Source organism: Streptomyces sp. PA03-6a (assembly GCF_033792765.1).
Lineage (GTDB): Bacteria > Actinomycetota > Actinomycetes > Streptomycetales > Streptomycetaceae > Actinacidiphila.
In genome coordinates this window covers 22,525-40,473 of the sequence record NZ_JARAVK010000066.1, presented here as the reverse complement: position 1 = coordinate 40,473, position 17,949 = coordinate 22,525, and the positions used below count along the sequence as shown (strand labels likewise).

Below are 17,949 nucleotides of genomic sequence, written 5' to 3'. Positions count from 1 at the left end.
GGCAGGTGCTTTCAGGAGGTCACCAGGTCGGCTTGACCAGGTCCTCGAAGGACTCGCCTGCCCGGAAGCGCTCTACCAGGTCGTCGAGGTCGATGGGGGCACCGCCGGGGCGGCGGAGCCAGACCTCGCCCTGCATGAAGTCCTCGGCCTCTTCTGCCGTGGCGAAGTTGTCGATCTGCAGTTCCACCAGGTTGTCCTCGGGGTCCCGGTAGTACATCGAGGTGGTCACGCCGTGGTTCATCGCCAGGACCGGCCAGATCTCGGCGGCGGCCAGCCGCTCGTAGGTGCCCAGCAGTTCCAGGATCGTGTCGTAGGTGAAGGCGATGTGGAACAGCCCCGTGGCAGGACCGGCGAGCGCCTGGAAGATGTCGGTGTCCGCGGTGACGGGGGCGGGCTTCTCCCGCTTCACGATGGGCCGGACCGGCTCGGCCTGATCGGGGTTTTCCAGGTCGGCCATGTTGGCCAGCGCGATTCGGTGGTGCTCGTCGTCGTAGGTGATGAAGGCCGAAGCCGGGTCCTCGTGCATGACCTTGCCGTCGAGCACGGTCACATACCATTCCCGCATTTCCTTCAGGTGCTGCGTCCGAAGGACCACATGTGCGAGCTTGGCAGGAGACGCCATCGTCTTTCCTCCTTGTGTTGGGACGGCCATGGGGCCGTACCGACGTTGACCGCATGCTTGGGCGCGGCCGCGCCCGGGATGAAACTGCCGCACGGGCCACGATCGGGCCTTGTCAGCGACGACCGGCACCCCGGCGGTGCCACACGGCAGAAGTGCGGTGGGCACGTGAGATGGCTTGCGCAGACCGAGCCGTTACCGGGACCTGGATGCGTTCACCGTCGGCCCGTCCCCCGCCGTCATGCGGACGGCAGCCACGATGACCAGCCGTTGCGTCAGCGACGGCGGACGGGCTGTCGGCCGGTGAGGGCCGGATGTGCTCGGTCATGCGTTCCATGGTGCGGCCGTCGCCTTTGGTGGCCAAGAGGAACATTAGTCACTAATGATAAGTAAGTAACGGACGACTGAGGGACTGGGCGCCGCGTATCTGCGCCGGGTCGACGACTCCCTGGCGGGGCAAGCTGTGCGCCGCCGCCCTGGCGGCCGGTGACGATCCCTGCGAACAACTGGTGCAGGGCTCCCTCGCCGAGTACGCGGCGGTGGACGCCCGTCTGCCGGCCCGCAAACCTCCGGCGCTGACGATGCATCAGGCCGCGGCACTTCCCCTGGTGTTACACGTCTACGTCGGCCGAGGCGTACGTCGGCGAGCACGCCGGCAGGCAGGGCTTCGACATCGTCCACGGCACCGTCGGCGGAGAAACGCTCGACGCGTCCTTCACCGCCGCGCGCACCTACACCGGGCACGTGGTGAGCGCCCTTGGCTGGGGCACCCACGGTCTCGCGCCGCTGTCGTTCCGAGGGGTCCGAGGCTTATCTTGCAGCAGCCGGCGATGACCAGCGGCTTCGCGGGACCCCCACATTTATTTGCCGATCGTTCCATCAATAGGTACGGTCGGGTGTATGGCACGCACCCGCGAGTTCGACACCGAGGCCGCCGTCACCGCGGCGATGCAGGAGTTCCGGCGTTCCGGGTACGGTGGCACCTCCGTGCGTGATCTGGCGAAGGCCATGGAGATCGGCAGTGGTTCGATCTATGCGGCCTTCGGCAGCAAGGAAGGTCTCTACCTGGCTGCACTGGACTTGTACCGGCGGCGCTACGCGCTGCCGTTCATCGAGATGCTGCGCGCCGGCGGTGATGCGCGGGAGACGATCCGAGCGGCTTTCGCGGCAGTGATCGACGAAGTGACCTGCGGTCCCGGCCAGGCGTCATGCCTGATCGTGGGGGCGGCGATGGAGCGTGCGCACAGCGATGCGCAGGTGGCCGAGCGGCTTCGCGCAACGACGCAGTTGCTTGAGCTCACACTCTTCGAGGCCATTGCCGAGGCCCAGGGACGGGGCGAGATCCCGGCCGACCAGAGCGCCGCAGACCTCGCCGGATTTTTCGCCATGACCTTCCAGGGCCTGCGGGTCATGGGTGCCATCAATCCGGATCGGGCCGCGCTTACGCGGGCCGCGGAGGTCGCCCTGAACTGCCTTCGCTGAGCGCGCAGCGCCAGGTTTCGACCGCTCCTGGCGCCGCATGACAGCGAAGCTTTTTTGTGGATGCTTAATTTAACGATCGTTCGAGTTAGAATGGAGGGCATGACCCGGTTCGGCGGAGGGGCCCGTACCAGGCCTCCATCTCCACATCCCGGCGATCAAGGCGTCGCCGGCGTTCGAACTCCGCGACGTCAGCACATCGCGACAGGGTTCGGCGCGGGCCGCCGCAGCCGCGTACAACGACCGTGAGGGCCCCTGATGCGAGTCGCCAATTGCCTCCTGGCCGGAGGCTGGGGCGCGGACACCGCTGTCCGCACCCTCCGGGTACCGGAGTCGTGCGGGGGTGACGACGTGCCCGCCGACCTCGGTCACGCCATGGGCGGCAACGGCGCCCGCCTGTCCTCCCGGCTCGCCCGGGACCTGGGCCGCTGGCGCCAGCATGGCGCCCGACGCCGTGGTCCCGGCGCGCCTGACCGACGCCATCGAGCGCGCCCGCACCACCGGCACGCGCAAACCTTCCATTGACGTAGCCCGGCCGAACAAGGCCTGGCCGACAACCGACACCTCCAAGGAATGCCAGTCATGTCCCAAGACGTCCACCATCCCGACCCCCGGCGCTGGTTGGCCCTGCTGTTCATCGCCATCGCCCAACTGATGGTCTTCCTCGACGGGGCGATCATGAACATCGCTCTGCCGTCTGCTCAGCATGACCTGCACTTCACCGACGGCGGCCGGCAATGGGTCATCACCGCCTATGGCCTGGCTTTCGGTGGTCTGCTCATTCTGGGCGGGCGCCTGGGCGACCTCTGGGGCCGCAAGCGGGTGTTCGTCCTCGGACTGGTCGGCTTCGCCGTGGCCTCAGGCATCGGCGGCGCGGCGCAGAACCTGCCTACGCTCCTCATGGCCCGTGCTCTCCAGGGCGTATTCGGCGCACTCCTCGCTCCCGCCGCCCTGGCGCTCATCTCGCTGGCGTTCACTGATGCCAGGGAGCGTGCCAAGGCCTTCGGCATCTACGGCGCCATTGCCACCGCGGGCGGTGCCCTCGGCCTGCTGCTCGGTGGAGTGTTCACCGAGTACACCGACTGGCGCTGGGGCTTCTACATCAACCTCCCCATCGCTGCCGTCGGCATCGTCGGTGTCCTTGTCGTCGTCCGTGACTCCGGCGCGCACGCGGGCCGCGGCCGGCTGGACGCACCGGGGGCCATCCTCGCCAGCGGTGGCGCTGTCGCCCTGGTGTTCGGCTTCGCCAAAGCGGAGAGCGACGGCTGGGGCGCCCGTGTGACCATCGGCATGTTCGTCCTGTCCGTCCTCCTGCTGGCGGCCTTCGTCCTGCTGGAGGCCAAGGTGAAGTCGCCGCTGCTGCCGCTGCGCGTCCTCACCGAACGCAACCGCGCGGGTTCCTATCTCTCCCTCGCCCTGTCCGTCATGTCCATGTTCGGCATGTTCCTCTTCCTCAGCTACTACTTCCAGCTGGTGAAGGGATACACGCCGGTGCAGAGCGGCGCGGCCTTCATCCCGATGGCCGCCGCGCAGGCCATCGGCTCCACGCAGATCGGCGCCCGCCTCTCGCACCGAGTACGCCCCGGCCTGCTGATGGGCGCCGGCTACGCGGTGTCCGGTGCCGGTGTGCTGATGCTCGCCCTGCTTGACGTCGATTCCTCGTTCGGCTTCATCGCGGTTGCCGAGATCGTCGTGGGCGTCGGCATCGGCACGGCGTTCATGCCCGCCTTCAGCCTGGGCGCCCACGGAGTCGAACCGCGCGATGTCGGAGTCGCCTCCGCCATGACCAACACCGCGCAGCAGATGGGCGGATCCATCGGCACCGCGCTGCTGAACACCATCGCCGCAAGCGCCACCACCGGATACGTCGCCTCCCACCACGGCTCCGCCTCCCTCACCAACCTGCCGCTGGTGCACGGCTATTCCGTGGCCTACTGGTGGGGCACCGGATTCCTCGCCGCCGCGGCACTGGTCGCGTTCCTCGCCGTCGATGCCGGCAATCCGAAGCACCAGTCGAAGGTCGCGGCCAGGAGCGCGGATACCTCGGAACTCCAGCACGCGGGGTGACGAGAACTGGGCCGGGGGCGCGCCGGACCCTCGGCCCTGCCGAACTGTGCATGCGGTGTCGCGGGTTCCCGCGCCTGCGGGGATGGTCCCATCGGCGTCCCCTACGTGTGGTGAGGCGAATGCTGCTCCCCGCGCCCGCGCCGGTGGTCCCTGGCTCAAGGCCGGCGCCGAGGACCGGTAGACCCGCGCCCGCGGGGAGTCCCACCTCGGTACACCCCAGAGACTGCCGACGTCCATCGCATCGAGCAGGCCCGCCGTGAGCAGACCCGCGGAGACCGTATGAAGTACAACTCGTGGGCCAGATACTGCAACCCGTTCATCTCGGTCAACCCGTGCCGGCGGGCCTGCACACGCTTCCGGCGGTCGGTGCCCACGCGGATCGGGCCGGGGTTCCACCAATAGGTGCGCCAGTGCACGACGCGCAGGCCGTCGCCCTCGAGGTAGGCCACCTTGACCCAGACCGCGTGCCGTCCCAGTAATGAATCTTGTGTCAGACCCGCGCGGCATCCCCCTAACCGTCCACCCGCACGCGGGAGCGCCGGCCGGGCTCAAGGCCTACGGCATCTGGTGGTGTATGACGTCGTGCCGGGCGGGTAAGGGCGAGGTCACGCGACGGAACGGTCCGCCGGATCCCGGCAGCGCTCGCCCGGCGTCCCGTGGACCGCCGTCAGACGTCCAGGCCCCCCAGGGCCGCCAGGACCAGGGGCACCAGATCGTCCAGGTCGGCGGCCGCGAGCTTGTCGAGTGTTCCCGCGCCGCGGGCCAGCAGCACCCCGATGAAGGCGGCGGCCGCCACCTCGGCCCGCAGTTGGGGCCGGTCCAGCCCGTCGCGGGTGAACCGCTCGCGCAGTGGGTCGACCACGCGCAGGTACAGCTGGGCGCGGGCGGCGTCCTGCACGGCGGTGTCGTCGTGGGCGTGCACGGCCGAGCGGAAGACGGGGCCGGTGCCGCGCTGGTCCCCGCGGTCGAACAGTGCGCGCAGACGCTCGGGTGCGAGCAGGTCCGGTGGGGTCGCGTCGCCCAGCTCGGCGCGCAGCACCGCGGTGTACAGGCCGCTCTTGTTGTTGAAGTACCGGGCGATCAGCGCCGGGTCGACGCCCGCCCGCTCCCCGATGTCGCGGATCGTGGTCCGGTCGAAGCCCCGCTCGCTGAAGAGCTCGCTCGCCGCCTGGAACAGCCTTTCGCGGCTGCGGGTGGAGTCGCGCTTGCGCGACGGTGTGCCCTCGTTCACCGTGTCGCCTCCTGCCGCGCCGATTCCCCACCCTGCGGCACGGCGGCCGCGCCCGGTGCGGGAACCGCAACCGCAGCGCGCCGGTGCCGCGGCGGCAGGACGGCGGTGAACAGGATCATGGCGACCCACACCCCGCAGGCCAGGAGCGCGGCCGTCCGGTAGCCGTCACCCGTGGGCAGCGCGTTTCCGGCGGCGGTGTGGGCCTGCAGGATCGTGGCGCTCAGCACGCTTCCGGTGGAGTAGCCGACGTAGCGCAGCACCTGGTTGAAGCTCATCGCACTGCCCGTCTCGTGTGCGGGTACGGAACCCACGATCATGCCGGGCATGACGGCGAACATCCAGCCGACCCCGAAGCCGGCCACCGTCATGATGACGAACAGCTCCCACAGCTGTCCGCGGGCCAGGGCGAAGACCAGCACGGCGGCCAGGGAGACCGCGCCCCCGAGCGACAGCACCAGTGCGGTGGGCGCCCGCCGGGCCAGCAGCGGCACGACCCGGCCGGCGGCCATGCTGGCGAGGGAGAAGGGCAGCAGCACCAGCCCGGTGACGGCCACCGAGGCGCCGAACCCGTAACCGGCCTCGCGCGGCGTCTGCACGAACCGGGTGACCAGCGACAGCAGCAGGTACATCCCGAGGCCGGCCACCAGCGCGGTCACGTTCGCGGTGAGTACCGTGCGGTCCTTGGTCAGCCGCAGGTCGACCAGCGGCCGTGCCGTCCGCACCTCGTGCACGACCCACAGTGCGAGCAGCAGGACGCTGCCCGCGACCAGGGCGAGCAGCCGCGCGGAGTCCCACCCCCAGAGCTCGGCCTCGCTCAGGGCGAGCAGCAGTCCCGCGAGTCCGGTGCCGAGCAGCACCGCACCCGGCACGTCCAGCCGCGGGGCGGCGCGGCGCGGGGACGGCGGCAGGACCACGGCCGCCGCCACCAGCGCGGCGGCGCTGACCGCCGCCCCGAACCAGAATCCGGCGTACAGCCCGTAGGACTGCGCGATCAACCCGGTCACCGGGTATCCCAGGCCGACGCCGGCGACGGTGGTGATCGACAGCAGGGCCACCGCGGGGCGCGACCGTTCCGGCGGCAGGGCGTCGCGGGCGGTGGCGATCGCCAGCGGGGTGAGGCCCAGCCCGAGGCCCTGCAGCGCGCGCCCGGTCACCAGACAGCCGATGCCCAGCGGCAGCGCGGCCAGAAAACAGCCGGTGAGCACAGCGACCAGGGCCCCGAGGATCACCGGGCGTCGGCGTGGACCGTCGCCCAGCCGTCCCATCACCGGTGTGACGACGGCGCCCACGAGCAGCGTGACGGTCAGCGACCACTGGGCGTCGCTCAGGGAAACGTGCTCCTCGGCGGCGATGGCCGGCACCAGCGGGGCGCCGAGGCTGCTGACCACGGCGACCAGCATGCCGAGCGAGACCAGCACGGGAACCAGCGCTCGCTGCCGCGCGGACCGGGGCTCCGCCATCGCGGGATTCTCCACGACTCTCCTCGATGTCATCATGCGATGTCTTCAGCTGAAGTCATCGCATGATGACATTATTCCCGGCACCTCCCCGGCAGCGTCCTCCCTGGCCGGGGAGGGGCGGGCCGCGTCTCCGTCGAGGAGCTGCGGCGCAAGCACGCCGACGCGTGCTGCAGCCGATCTGCGACAAACCCGTCCATCAGGAATGCGGTGCGGCCCGAGATTCCCCCGGATCGCCCCTGCGAGCTGATGACGGGTCAGAAAAGGATTGATGGAAGCCGCCACCCAAGATGCGGTCCGCAATTCCGCCGGACGCCGGGAAGGCGGCATTGGGGCGTGCCGCAGGCGGGTTCTACGGATGCGGCGGGTCACGTCAGGACATTTCCGGCGGACGAACCTATCGCGCCGGTGAGTTGTCAGTGAATGGGCTGCTGACCAGCGTAAATGCCGTCCGGGAACCTTGATCGACCCTCCGGGGTGCTGGCGGCTTTCCGTCGCGTGTCGTATTCACGCCCTCGATACGTGCAGTGACCACTCACGAGTAACAGAAGCCCAGCGTTCACTCAGCGAACACGCTACAACACCAATTCCCCTCCAAAACGCCCAACAATCGGGGCTGGCGTGCACGTGCAGCATTCGTGCGATGACGTTCGGTCACCATCGGTGCCGATTCTTCCTTGTTGACATGAACAGAGCGGAACTCGCTAATGGGCTCCGGTGAACGCTCGGACGTTCGCCGTCGCCCGGGAGCCGTACACGGCTCTATCCCTGCACGCACGCATGGGAGTCACGTTGCGCAGACCAGCGAGAACCACCAACCCCCTCCGCCGGACGGTGACCAGAGGACTGGCCGTCCTCGGCGCCGCCGCCATGGCGGTGCTCGGAGTACAAGCACCGGCATTAGCCACAGGGGCCGCAGGCGCGAAGTCCGCCACCTCGGCCTCCGACGGCCGCCCCTCCTTCGAACCCACCTGTGACGACGCCAAGCCCGGCCACTTCAGCTGCTTCGCCCTGCGCCGCACCGATGTGAAGCCGGTCAAGGGCCTGCTGCGGGCGGCCGACACCCCGGCCGGCTACGGTGCCGCCGATCTGCAGAGCGCCTACGACCTGCCCGCCGACGGGGGCGCCGGACAGACCGTCGCCATCGTGGACGCCTTCGACGACCCGACCGCCGAAGCGGACCTCGCCGTCTACCGGGCGCAGTTCGGGCTGCCGGCCTGCACCACGGACAACGGCTGCTTCCGCAAGGTCGACCAGCGCGGCGGCACCGACTACCCCGTTCCGGACCCCGGCTGGGCCGGTGAGATCTCGCTCGACGTCGACATGGTCTCCGCGATCGCGCCCAACGCGCACATCCTGCTGGTCGAGGCCGACGACAACAGCTTCGAGAGCCTGTCCGCCGCCGTCGACCAGGCGGTCGCACTCGGTGCGAAGTACGTCTCGAACTCCTACGGCACCGACTACCGCGGCGGGAACGGCGAGGACCCGTCCGAGACCACGGACCTCGACGCCCACTACAACCACCCCGGCGTCGCGATCACCGCGTCCACCGGCGACTACGGCTACGGCGTGAGCTACCCGGCCGCCTCGCAGTACGTGACCGCGGTCGGCGGCACCACACTGACCCGCGCGCCGTCCACCCCCCGCGGATGGACCGAGGACGCCTGGAGCCTGGCCGGTTCCGGCTGCTCGCTGTACGAGCCCAAGCCCGCCTTCCAGCACGACACCGGCTGCGACAACCGCGCACTCGCCGACGTCTCGGCCGTCGCGGAGGACGTGGCGGTCTACCAGACCTACGGCCACAACGGCTGGGCGGTCTACGGCGGCACCAGCGTCTCGTCGCCCATCATCGCCTCGGTGTACGCCGCCGCCGGCACCCCCGTCGCCGGCTCGTACCCGAACGCGTACCCGTACGAGGCCGGCACCGGACTCAACGACATCACCACCGGCAGCAACGGCAGTTGCTCCCCGTCGTACCTGTGCAACGGAGCCACCGGCTTCGACGGCCCGACGGGCCTCGGCACGCCCGCCGGCCTGAACGCGTTCCGTACCGGCGCGCACGGTGTGATCGCCGGAACCGTGACCGACAGCGCCACCGGCAAGGCGGTCAGCGGTGCCACCGTCACGGCGGGCACCGGCATCGCCCACACCGACGCCTCCGGCACCTACTCCCTGACCGTGCCCACCGGCACCTACGACGTCTCTGTCGAGGCGTTCGGCTACGCCGACGGCTCGGCCGACGGGATCGTGGTCGACGAGGACGCCACGGTCACCAAGAACTTCAGCCTCTCCCCGGTGCCGAGCCAGACGGTCGCCGGCAAGGTCACCGACGGCTCCGGCCACGGCTGGCCGCTCTACGCCAAGATCACCGCGGACGGCGTCCCCGGCATGGTGTGGACCGATCCCGCGACCGGTGCGTACAGCCTGGACCTGCCCCAGGGGCACTCCTACACCCTGCACGTCGCTTCGGCGACGCCCGGCTACAAGACCGTCAGCAAGACGATCACCGTCGGCGACTCGGCGCAGACGGTGGGCATCGCGGTCCCGGTCGACTCCTGGACGGCGAACCCGCCCGGATACCGGGTCGACGTGACCGGCACCACCGAACCGTTCGACGCCACCGACGCCCCGCCCGCCGACTGGACGGTGGACAACGCCAAGGACACCACGGGCGGCTGGCAGTTCGACGACCCGGGCGACCGCGGCAACCACACCGGTGGTGACGGCGCGTTCGCCGTCATCGACAGCGACCACTTCGGCGGCGGCGTCACCCAGGACACCTCGCTGATCAGCCCGGTCTACGACTTCACCGGCAAGAACGACCCCGAGGTCGCCTTCGACACCGAGTACAAGCAGTACGGCGGCCAGTCCGCGGCCGTCGAGGCGACCGCGGACGGCGGCAAGACCTGGGCCAAGATCTGGTCGCCCGGCTCGGACGTCACCGGCGACCACATCGAGGCCTCGCTGTCCGACTTCGCGGGCAAGTCCGAGGTGCAGCTGCGCTTCCACTTCACCGGGAGCTTCGGCTGGTGGTGGGCCGTCGACAACGTTTTCATCGGCAACCGGCAGCTCACCCCCGTCCCCGCCGGCCTGGTCGTGGGCACCGTGACCGACGCCAACACCGGTGGCGGCATCGTCGGTGCCACCGTCACCAGCCAGGACAAGCCCACCGAGAAGACCACCACCGGGGCCACCCCCGACGACCCGAACCTGCCCGACGGTTACTACTCGTTCGTCTCGACCGCCTTCGGCAGCCACCCCTACACCGCGGCCAAGGCGAAGTACACCTCGCTGACCAAGACCGCCAAGGCGGGGGCCGACAGCGCCGTCCAGGCGAACTTCAAGCTCAAGGCCGGTCAGGTCGCCATCACCCCGGCCTCCGTCTCCGCCTCCGTCGCCTGGGGCGGGGCCAAGACGCAGAAGCTGACCGTCAGGAACACCGGCGGCGCCGCCGCCACGGTCAAGCTCGGCGAACAGGCCGGCGGCTTCACCCAGCAGGCCAAGGGCGCCGCGCTGCAGAACGTCAAGGGCAACTTCAACCCGCTGTCCAGCAACGCCCGGGCACCGGCCGGCACGGCCAAGCCCGCCGCGGCGACCCCTGCCGACGACACCTGGCAGACGGCCCCGGACCTGCCGACCGCCCTCATGGACAACGCGGTCGACACCCTGGACGGCAACGTCTACTCGGCCTTCGGGTACAACGGATCGACCGACGTCAAGGACCTGTACGTCCTCGACCCGGTCGCCGGCAGCTGGACCAAGCTGGCGAGCGCGTCCGACACCCGTGAGGACCCGGCCCACGGGTTCATCGACGGCAAGCTCTACGCCGTCGGCGGCTGGGGCCCGGCCGGCACCCCGGACGCCAAGCTGGAGATCTACGACCCCGCCTCCGACAGCTGGACCACCGGCGCCTCCGCGCCCAAGCCGTACGCCGGCTCCGGCACCGCCGTCCTGGACGGCAAGCTCTACATGATCGGCGGCTGCGGCGCCGACTTCTGCGGCACGACCGACGCCAGCGTCTACGACGCGGGCACCGACAGCTGGTCCCAGATCGCGGCCTACCCCGAGCCCATCTCGTGGGAGGCGTGCGGCGCCATCGACGGCCAGATCTACTGCGCCGGTGGTCTGGGCGCCAGCGAGAACGACGTCATCCACACCTACGCCTACGACCCGGGCGCCGACAGCTGGTCGCAGCTCGCGGACGTCCCGGCCCCGCAGTGGGGTACCCACTACTCCGCGGCCAACGGGCGCCTGCTGCTGGTCGGCGGAATCGGCAACAACGCCCTCACCAACCGGAGCCAGGCCTTCGACCCGAAGTCCGGCACCTGGGGCGCCCTGCCCAACGCCAACGTCGCCACCTACCGCGGCGGCGGCGCACCCGGCTTCTACAAGGTCGGCGGCGGCAACGCCCCCGGCAGGCCGATCGGCAGGGTCGAGGTGCTGCCCGGCTACGACCAGGGCGGGGCGAGCGACGTCGACTGGCTGAGCACCAGCGTCCAGGAGCTCACCCTGCAGCCCGGTGCCAGCACGACCGTCACCGTCTCGCTGGACGCCACGGCTCCCTCCGTGACCCAGCCCGGTGACCTCACCGCAGGCCTGAGCGTGGGCACCGACACGCCGTACGCGGTGCCGCGCATCCCGGTCAGCCTGCACGTCGACCCGCCCAAGACCTGGGGGAAGATCACCGGTCTCGTCCTGGGCAACAAGGCCACCGGTGGCACCGCACCCCTGGCCGGCGCGACCGTGCAGATCGACAGCTGGGCCTCGTCCTACACGCTCACCACGTCCGCCGACGGCACGTACGGACTGTGGCTCGACGTCCGCAACAACCCGCTCACCGTCATCGTCGCCAAGGACGGCTACCAGCCGACCGTCACGACGGTGAAGCTGAAGAAGGGAGCGACGGTCACCGCCAACTTCACCCTCAAGCGCAAGTAACCGGGCAAGCGCCGGGAACGGCGCCGACGGCCCGCGCAACGGGCCGTCGGCGCACCCCGGACGTGAACTCCGGACCGGCTGCGGGAGATGAAGGTTCCACGGCCACGGCGCACCCCCGGACGGGGGTGCGCCGTGGCCGTGCGGTGGGTCAGCCGATGGTGTCGGTCAGGGCGGCTGAGAGGACGGTGGCGTTCCCGAGCAGCGCGCCGGCTCACCGCGATGGGGGAGCAACGGCTGGTCAGTACCAGTGGTTGGTCTGCCAGAACGACCAGGCGCCGCAGGGGCTGCCGTAGGCGGCGTTCATGTAGTTCAGGCCCCACCTGACCTGGGTGCGCGGGTTGGTTTGCCAGTCGGCGCCGGCGGTGGACATCTTGGTGCCCGGAAGGGCCTGGACGAGCCCGTACGCGCCGGAAGAGGCGTTGGTCGCGGTGTAGTTCCAGCCGCTCTCACGGGTGACGATCTGCGAGAAGCACTGGAACTGGGAGGAGTCGCCTACGATCTCGCGCGCCATTGCCTGGATCTCGGCGGTGGAGTAGGAAGCCGTCACCACCTGGGCGGCCGCCTTCTTCTTCTCCTCGGCCTTCCGCTTGGCCTCCTTGCGGACGGTGGCGTCCTTGGCGGCCTGCCGGCGGGCCGATTCCTCAGCGGTCTTGCGCGTGGTGACGTCAGCGGCGTCCGTCTGCGCCTGCACTTGATGCGTGAGCGAGGCCTGCTGAACGTGCTGGCCGGTGGTGATGTCCGCGAGGACGGTCGTCGTGTCGGCGGCGACGGGCTGCAGGCCCGTCTGCTCGCCTTCGGAGGCGACACCGACGACGGCGCCCACGGTGGTGACCGCAGTGGCCGAAGCCACCGCGAATCCCCGGACCGAGATCCGGCTCACACGGTTTCCTTCCGCATCGCCCGCTTGGTCACCTCACGGACGTGAACATGCCCCCTCGCACCGGCGCCTGCCATGGGTAGGGCCTGACAAGATCGACAGCCTGCCCCATCCGGACACGGAAGCGCAACGGTTGGAAGCTTTCCGAGTCACATGGTTTGGTCACTCCACCGACCACCGGAGACGCGGCACCGCGAACACACGGGTCCGGCCCCTGCCACATGATGTGGCAGGGGCCGGATGTCGTAGCGGGGACAGGATTTGAACCTGCGACCTCTGGGTTATGAGCCCAGCGAGCTACCGAGCTGCTCCACCCCGCGTCGGTGAGTCCACCATACGTCATCCGGGCGGGTCGGGCTGACATATAGCTCGCGAGCCCGGGAGGCGTCCGTACGGCTCGCATGATGCGGCGGCCGCGCCGACGACCGGGGGTGGGATGGTCGCGGCGCGGCCGTACTCGGTCGCCTGCCCCGTACCGCCGCAGCCATGCACCCGCCGCCCGACCGCACCGGTGGCCGGGCGCCGTGCTCGGGGATACGGCGCCCGGCCTGTCGACGGGAGGAACCCGTCGCGGCTACGGCGAGCGTCCCGCCACGGCCCTCGGGGCGATGGCGCGGCGCGCCCAAGGGACCGGACGGATCGTCCGGGTGGACCATGGCGGCGGCCGTACGCAGCCCACAGGGGACTGCGTACGGCCGCCGCGGTCCCCGGGGAGGCCGTGGCCGCTATACCCGTTTCAACGTGACGTCGTGGGTGACGGTGGCTCCCTTCTCGAGCCGCACGGTGGCCACGGTCGGCCGGTAGCCGTCCTTGGCGACGATGACGGTCAGCGGGTTGTTACGGCTGTCGAGCCACAGCCCGAAGGTGCCGTCCGCGCGCGTCGTCAGCGTGTAGGAGCCGGCCCAGCCGTCGATCTGCACGGTCGCGCCCGCCAGGGGAGCCGTGCCTCCTGCCGGGGTCGCCCCGAGGATCGTTCCGCTGATGGCGCCCCAGGTCCTGGGCGGGTCGACGTGCAGGGACACGGGGATGTCGGGCAGCGCGTAGGGGGTGTCGGTGAACAGGGCCAGCCGGGCGCCGTAGTCGCCGGGCTGCGCGACCTCCAGTTCCGCGGTGTCGAAGGTGAGCGTGAGCACCGTCTTCTGGCCGGGGGCCAGGGTGATCTTCTTGGCGGACTCGCCGAGCCAGGTGACCTCCGACAGTCCCGTCTGGTCGTAGCCGGGCAGGAGCTCGACGGTGGTGGTGGGGGAGAGCTCGTACGCGTCGACGGTGCCGCCGACCTTGTAGAAGCCCGTCGCGCCGCCGCTTCTGAACGTGCTGGTGTTGGCGTTGGGCAGGGTGCTCCACGTGCCGGTCGCGGGGTCGAGGGCGAAGCCCTGGTTCGTCAGCTGACTGTCGTCGGTCACTCCACTGGAGATCAGCAGCAGTCCGTTGGCCGCGGTGTACGCCGCCCCCCACAGCGGGATCGGCATGTCGGGCAGGGCCGACCACTTGTCGGTGGCGGGGTTGTAGACGTACGCGGAGGAGACGGCGGCGGCGCCTCCGCTCTCCCCGCCGGCGCAGTAGATCCGGGTTCCGATGGCGGCGCAGGACTGCCAGGCGATGGGCTCCGGATACGGGGCGATCTCGGACCAGCGGTCGTCCCGGGGATCGTAGACGGAGGCGTCGGTCGTGCCGCAGCTCGTGGCCGCGCAACCGCCGATCGTGTACAGCTTGCCGTCCAGGACGGTGCTGCCCGATCCGGCGTAGGCCTTGGGCGCCTTCGCGCCGCTGGTCCAGGTGTTGCGGACCGGGTCGTAGACGTCCAGGCCCGGGTCGATGCCGCCGGTGCTGCTGCCCCAGCCGCCCGCGGCGTAGAACTTGCCGTCGATGAAGCCGTGCGCGGGAGCGCGGCGCGGGTGCGGGGACGAGGTGAGCCGGGTCCAGGTTCCTGTGTCCGGGGCGAGGCGGTACAGGTCGCCGGTGTCGTCCTCCCCGTCGTACCCGTAGGCCGAGTAGACCTTGCCGTCGTAGGTGTCGACGACGTTGTCCATGATGGCCGTGGGCAGGTCGGCGACGGGCTTCCAGGCGTCACCCGAGGGTCCGGCCGTGGCGGGGGCAGCCGCGTGTCCGGCCGTCCGCGTGGTGCGGCCGTCGATCTGCGCGGAGTGCCCGTCGGCGCCGGAGGACGGGAGCAGACGCTGGGTGACGCGGTGGAGAGGTGCGCCCTCGTCGGCGTCGCCGGAGCCCGCCCGTTCCGCCAGCGTCAAGGTGGCCTGCGCGCCCCCGGTGTTGGCGACGGTCAGTTTGTGCGTCGCGCTCTTGCCCAGGACAGCGGTCGCCTCGATCGGGTCGGTCGTCAGGGACAGTTGACCCGCCGCGAGTTCCCACGACGAGGCGACGGCGGTGTCGGCGCGAGCCGCGACCGTCTTGGTCCGCTCGGTGTAGCGCGGCGTCGATGCCGTGAGGGCGTGCTTGCCCGGCGGCGCGGTCAGCGTGAAGAAGCCGTCGCCGAGGTTCGGGTCGTCGGGTGTCGACGCCGTGATCGCGCTCAGGCTGGGCTCGTCGCGGTCGGTGACGGTGGCGGATGCCAGCCCCGTGCCCGTGTTGGCGTCGGTGACGGTTCCGGTGATCAGGCCGGACGGGGTGGGGGTGAGTTCCCGGCCGCCGATGAAGACGTTGTCCACGGCCCACCACAGGGCGTAGGAGGCGGCGTAGTGGAACCGCAGCCGGACCGAGGGCTCGCCCGCGTACCCGGCCAGGGGCACCTCGAGGTGTGCCGGGCCGGCCGCGTCGTTGGTGAGGGACCGGATGTTCTTCCAGGTGTGGCCGTCGTCGGTGCTCGCGTCGAGGTCGGCGGTCTGACCGAAGAAGGGCATCAGGTCGGTGTCGAAGGCCAGCTCGGGGACCGCGACGTCGGTGAAGTCGAACCGCGGACTGACCAGGCTGGAGTCCTGGTTGGCCGGGTAGCCGTAGTGGTCGCTGTCGACCACCGCGAAACCGCCGTCGCCGCCGGTGGTGTTGGAACGCGATCCCGGGTCGTCGAACGCCCAGCCACCCTGCGTCCCCTCGGCGTTGACCACCGACCAGCCCTCGGGCGCGGAGTCCGTCGAGGCGAACTCCTGCGTCGGGCCGGTCAGCTTCGGCGCGTAGGCGGGGGCGCCGGCCGACCAGACGTCGGCGGGTACCGGGATGTCGAGCTTCTGCGCCGCCGTTCCTGCCGCGAGGTGCCGGGTGACTTCCTCGTAGCCGGGGAGGGAGGCCGTGATCCGCAGGGTGTGCGCACGGTTCTGCGGGAGCTTGACGCTGTACGCACCGGTCGTGGGGTTGGTCCACACCGGGCCGGCGGGCGAGCCGTCCACGGCGATCTTGGCGTAGAGCGGCCAGCCGTGGCCGGAACCGTCGGTGACCTTCCCCGTGACCGTGCGGCTGGGCACCGTGTGGAGTGCGTAGTCCCTCGTCAGGGCGGCCCCGTCGGCGATCGTGACGTCCGGTGTGGACACGGTCGCATAGCCGAAGGCCTCGACGCCGATGTCGTAGGTTCCGGCCGGCAGGGAGAGCGTGTAGGCCCCCGAGGCGTCGGAGTGCACCACGACGTCACCGCCCGAAATCGCGGCCCCGGCAACCGGCTTGCCGGTCCCGGAGTCGGTGACCGTCCCGGAGACCTCCCCACGCGGCCCGCCGCGGAACGCGCCGAGACCCCGGGGCGTGCCCAGTCCGGTCGGTCCGTCGTATCCCGGCCCCGCGGTGCACAGGTAGGCGGGGTCGCACTCGCCGTTGGCCCCGCTGGTCACGTCGTTGAGGCCGCCGACGGCGGAGTAGGGGTAGGAGTTGGGGTAGCTGTCGGCCGCCGGCGTTCCGGCCGCCGCGTAGACCCCGGCGATGATCGGCGTGGCCGCGCTGGTCCCTCCGTAGACCTGCCAGCCGGTCTGCCCGTACGTCTGGTAGACCGCCACCCCGGTGGCGGGGTCGGCGACGGCCGAGACGTCCGCGACGGTACGCCGCGGGCAGCCGGTGTCCTTCTGGAAGGCCGGTTTCGCCTGGTAGGCGGAGCAGCCCGAGCCGGTGCCGTCGTTCCCGTTGCTCCAGACCGACTCCGACCATCCGCGGGGACTGCTCGGGTCACGGGCGAGGGAGGTTCCGCCCACCGAGGTGACGTAGGGGGAGGCGGCGGGATAGGGGACCCCGTAGTTCAGGTCTCCCGAGGCGACGACGATGGCGACACCGGGGTGGTCGTAGTGCGTGTCGGTGGTCTCGGCGGGGTCCTCACCGCCACCGGGGTAACTGTCGTAGTAGGAGCCGTAGGAGTTGGAGACGAACTTGGCGCCGAGCGCGACGGCCTGGTCGACGGCCGCGCCGAGGTTCTCGCGGTCGGCGCTGTCGGCCTCGACCAGCAGGATGTGCGCGTTCGGCGCCACGGCAGAGACCATGTCCAGGTCCAGCGAGATCTCCCCGGCCCACTCGGGATCGGGCTGCGGGTAGTCGGTGCCGCCGCGCTGGTCGACCTTGCGGAAGCAGCCGTTGCCGGTGGTGCAGGCCGGCAGTCCGTACTGCTGCCGGTACACCGCTAAGTCCTGCTCGGCGGTGGGGTCGTCGTACGCGGCGACCACGGCGACGGTCTGGCCGGCGCCGCCGTTGGACGGGAGGTCGTAGGCGCTCCGCAGATCGCCGGGGCCGTACCCGGCCGGTTCCGACGACCGCCTGGCGGTGGCGAGGTCCGTGCGGCGCAGGGCAAAGCACGCGAACTCGTTCTTCTCGGGTGTGGAGCAGGAGGGCTCCATGGACAGCCCGTTGTCCCTGCCGGTGTCCGCGACCTCGCGTGTCGTACCGGTCGGCGTCCGTGCGGCGGCCGATGCCTGCGTCCCCAGCAGGGTGAGCAGCGACAGGCTCAGTACCGTCAGGCCCGCGGTGAGTCTGTGCCGTCCGAAGCGCGTGAGCTTTCTCGATATGTGCAAGTAAGTGATCCCATCTGGACGGTGATGCGCCATCAGCTGTGTCGGCGGTGGCGAATGAATCCATTCACTGCGGGGCCATTAGACATCGTTTCTGCTGGCTGGGTGGCTGGTTGAGCGGATCTTGGCGGAGCGGCCCCAGGGCGGTGCGCAGCGTCGGGCGGGCGACCGGGAGATGCCGGCGGCGGCCGTCGCGCATGCGGATGCCGGTCCCGCGGCGGGCCTGGATGGGGGAGAGTGCGTGGCGGGGTCGGCATCATGCCGCACCGGCCCGAAATCCTCCACGCAGGGGTGATTCGATGCTTATGCCCGAATGAATCGCGTGAGAACTCGGAAAATTCTCGGCAGGATGT

At 70.5% G+C, this 17,949-nt stretch carries 8 protein-coding genes and 1 tRNA gene; 3 read left to right on the top strand and 6 right to left on the bottom strand.

Annotation, left to right across the window (positions count from 1 at the left end; translation table 11 throughout):
- Positions 1-19 precede the first annotated feature (19 nt).
- Positions 20-622, bottom strand: coding sequence for a VOC family protein (locus tag PV350_RS18015; protein ID WP_500334812.1), 603 nt, complete (start codon positions 620-622; stop codon positions 20-22).
- An 897-nt stretch (positions 623-1,519) separates the two neighbouring features.
- Here PV350_RS18015 and PV350_RS18010 point away from each other — a divergent pair.
- Both PV350_RS18010 and PV350_RS18005 read left to right on the top strand, forming a co-directional pair.
- Positions 1,520-2,101: a TetR/AcrR family transcriptional regulator gene (locus PV350_RS18010; RefSeq protein WP_500334810.1), complete on the top strand. Its 582-nt coding sequence runs from the start codon at positions 1,520-1,522 to the stop codon at positions 2,099-2,101.
- A gap of 579 nt (positions 2,102-2,680) precedes the next feature.
- On the top strand, positions 2,681-4,165 hold the full coding sequence (locus PV350_RS18005) for an MFS transporter (protein ID WP_500334808.1): 1,485 nt from the start codon (positions 2,681-2,683) through the stop codon (positions 4,163-4,165).
- Positions 4,166-4,832: 667 nt separating this feature from the next.
- On the opposite strand, the gene PV350_RS18000 is transcribed toward PV350_RS18005, so the two are convergent.
- The gene (locus PV350_RS18000; RefSeq protein WP_500334806.1) at positions 4,833-5,396 is read right to left on the bottom strand and encodes a TetR/AcrR family transcriptional regulator; all 564 of its coding nucleotides are present in this window, start codon (positions 5,394-5,396) and stop codon (positions 4,833-4,835) included.
- Complete coding sequence (locus PV350_RS17995) at positions 5,393-6,856, bottom strand: MFS transporter (protein WP_500334804.1); 1,464 nt, start codon at positions 6,854-6,856, stop codon at positions 5,393-5,395. Before PV350_RS17995 ends, PV350_RS18000 begins: the two co-directional genes overlap by 4 nt.
- 831 nt (positions 6,857-7,687) lie before the next feature.
- Here PV350_RS17995 and PV350_RS17990 point away from each other — a divergent pair.
- The gene (locus tag PV350_RS17990; protein WP_500334802.1) at positions 7,688-11,791 is read left to right on the top strand and encodes a carboxypeptidase regulatory-like domain-containing protein; all 4,104 of its coding nucleotides are present in this window, start codon (positions 7,688-7,690) and stop codon (positions 11,789-11,791) included.
- A gap of 238 nt (positions 11,792-12,029) precedes the next feature.
- Here PV350_RS17990 and PV350_RS17985 read toward each other — a convergent pair whose 3' ends face one another.
- From PV350_RS17985 to PV350_RS17975, 3 genes are all read right to left on the bottom strand, one after another.
- Positions 12,030-12,671 carry an aggregation-promoting factor C-terminal-like domain-containing protein gene (locus PV350_RS17985; protein ID WP_500334800.1) on the bottom strand — a complete coding sequence of 214 codons (642 nt, stop codon included), beginning with the start codon at positions 12,669-12,671 and terminating at the stop codon, positions 12,030-12,032.
- Between the two features lie 243 nt (positions 12,672-12,914).
- Positions 12,915-12,988: transfer RNA gene (locus PV350_RS17980), tRNA-Met, on the bottom strand.
- Between the two features lie 405 nt (positions 12,989-13,393).
- The gene (locus PV350_RS17975; RefSeq protein ID WP_500334798.1) at positions 13,394-17,599 is read right to left on the bottom strand and encodes a carboxypeptidase regulatory-like domain-containing protein; all 4,206 of its coding nucleotides are present in this window, start codon (positions 17,597-17,599) and stop codon (positions 13,394-13,396) included.
- Positions 17,600-17,949: the final 350 nt, after the last annotated feature.